The organism is Hydrogenophaga sp. (assembly GCF_030158645.1).
Classification (GTDB): domain Bacteria; phylum Pseudomonadota; class Gammaproteobacteria; order Burkholderiales; family Burkholderiaceae_C; genus Hydrogenophaga.
Genome location: NZ_JAOASO010000082.1, coordinates 1 through 2,145, shown reverse-complemented (window position 1 = coordinate 2,145; position 2,145 = coordinate 1). Strand labels below are relative to the sequence as shown.

Here is a 2,145-nt window from a genome sequence, read left to right as displayed (position 1 = left end):
ATGCAGCAGCAGGGCATCAACGCCAACGTGATGTCGCTCGGCGGCATCGCCATTGCCATCGGCGCCATGGTGGACGCGGCCATCGTGATGATCGAAAACGCCCACAAGCACCTTGAGCGCTGGGCTCACCGGCACCCGGGTGAGGTGCTGCAGGGTGAGCCGCGCTGGAAGGTGGTGGGCGACGCCGCCGCCGAGGTCGGGCCGGCGCTGTTCTTCTCGCTGCTCATCATCACGCTGAGCTTCATCCCGGTGTTCACGCTGCAGGCGCAGGAAGGCCGGCTGTTCGCGCCGCTGGCCTTCACCAAGACCTACGCCATGGCGGCCTCGGCCGGCTTGGCGGTCACGCTGATCCCGGTGCTCATGGGTTATTTGATCCGTGGGCGCATCCCGGCCGAGACCGCCAACCCACTGAATCGTGCGCTCATCGCGCTGTACCGCCCGGTGCTGGATGCTGTGCTGAAAGCGCCCAAGCTCACGCTGGTGGTGGCAGCGCTGGTGCTGCTGGCCACCTTGTGGCCGTTGCGCCAGCTGGGCAGCGAGTTCATGCCGCCGCTGGACGAAGGCGATCTGCTCTACATGCCCACCGCGCTGCCCGGCCTGTCAGCCGCCAAAGCAGCCGAGTTGCTGCAGCAGACCGACCGCCTGATCAAGACCATTCCCGAGGTGCAGAGCGTGTACGGCAAGGCCGGGCGCGCCGAGACCGCCACCGACCCGGCGCCGCTGGAGATGTTCGAGACCACGATCCAGTTCAAGCCGAGGAGCGAGTGGCGCGCCGGCATGACGCAGGACAAGCTGGTCGACGAACTCGACCGCATCGTCAAGGTGCCCGGTCTGGCCAACATCTGGGTGCCGCCGATCCGCAACCGCATCGACATGCTGGCCACCGGCATCAAGAGCCCCGTGGGCGTGAAGGTGGCCGGGCCCGACCTGACCACCATCGACCGCCTCACCGGCGAGATCGAGAGAGCCGTGAAAGACGTGCCCGGTGTGAGCAGCGCGCTGGCCGAGCGCCTCACGGGCGGGCGCTACATCGACGTGGACATCCGCCGCGCCGACGCCGCGCGCTACGGCCTGAACATCGCCGACGTGCAGGACATCGTGGCCGGCAGCGTGGGCGGCATGAACATCGGCGAGACGGTGGAGGGTTTGCAGCGTTTCCCGATCAACCTGCGCTACCCGCGAGAGCTGCGCGATTCGCTGCCCGAGTTGCGTGCGCTGCCCATCGTGGCACCGGGCGGCCAGCGGCTGGTGTTGTCCGACGTGGCCGACCTGCGCATTTCCGAGGGACCACCCATGCTGCGCAGCGAAAACGCGCGGCTGGCCGGCTTTGTGTACGTGGACATCCGCGGGCGCGACCTGCGCGGCGCGGTGCTGGACATGCAGCGCGCAGTGACCGAGCGGGTGGCGTTGCCGGCGGGGTACTCGGTGTCGTGGTCGGGGCAGTTCGAGTTCCTGGAGCGCGCCACCGCCAAGCTCAAGCTGGTGGTGCCGGTCACGCTGCTGATCATCTTCGTGCTGCTGTACCTGATCTTCCGCCGGTTTGACGAAGCGCTGCTCATCATGGCCACACTGCCATTCGCGCTGGTGGGCGGCGTGTGGTTTCTCTGGCTGCTCGGGCACAACCTGTCGGTGGCCAGTGTGGTGGGCTTCATTGCGCTGGCCGGTGTGGCGGCCGAGTTCGGCGTGATCATGCTGATCTACCTCAAGCAGGCGTGGCAGGAGCGGCTGGACGCCGGGCGCACCGATGAACTGTCGTTGCTGGAAGCCATCCGCGAAGGCGCGGTGTTGCGGGTGCGGCCCAAGGCCATGACGGTGGCCACCATCGTGGCCGGCTTGCTGCCACTATTCTGGGGCATGGGCACCGGCAGCGAGGTGATGCAGCGCATCGCAGCACCCATGGTCGGTGGGATGATCAGCGCGCCGTTGCTCTCGCTGCTGGTGGTGCCGGTGGTTTACCGATTGATGCGACGACCGCGCACACCCTCCAAGGTTCAGGAGTCAACTTGACCCACCCAGAAACCTCAATGCAACGGATCGCCTTTTACGACAGCTTTGTCCGCAAGCAGCCGTCCAGAAGACGCTGAAGAGTGACCGCTTTTGGCATGGAGTGCGTTTGAAACCCGACTGAGCCAAAGGCAGCAATCG

The 2,145-nt window shown here is 66.5% G+C and carries 1 protein-coding gene; it reads left to right on the top strand.

Annotated features, from left to right (window positions below; genetic code table 11):
- A partial coding sequence (locus tag Q1W68_RS07960) for a CusA/CzcA family heavy metal efflux RND transporter (protein ID WP_300716063.1) occupies window positions 1–2,007 on the top strand: 2,007 nt, incomplete at its 5' end.
- Window positions 2,008–2,145: the final 138 nt, after the last annotated feature.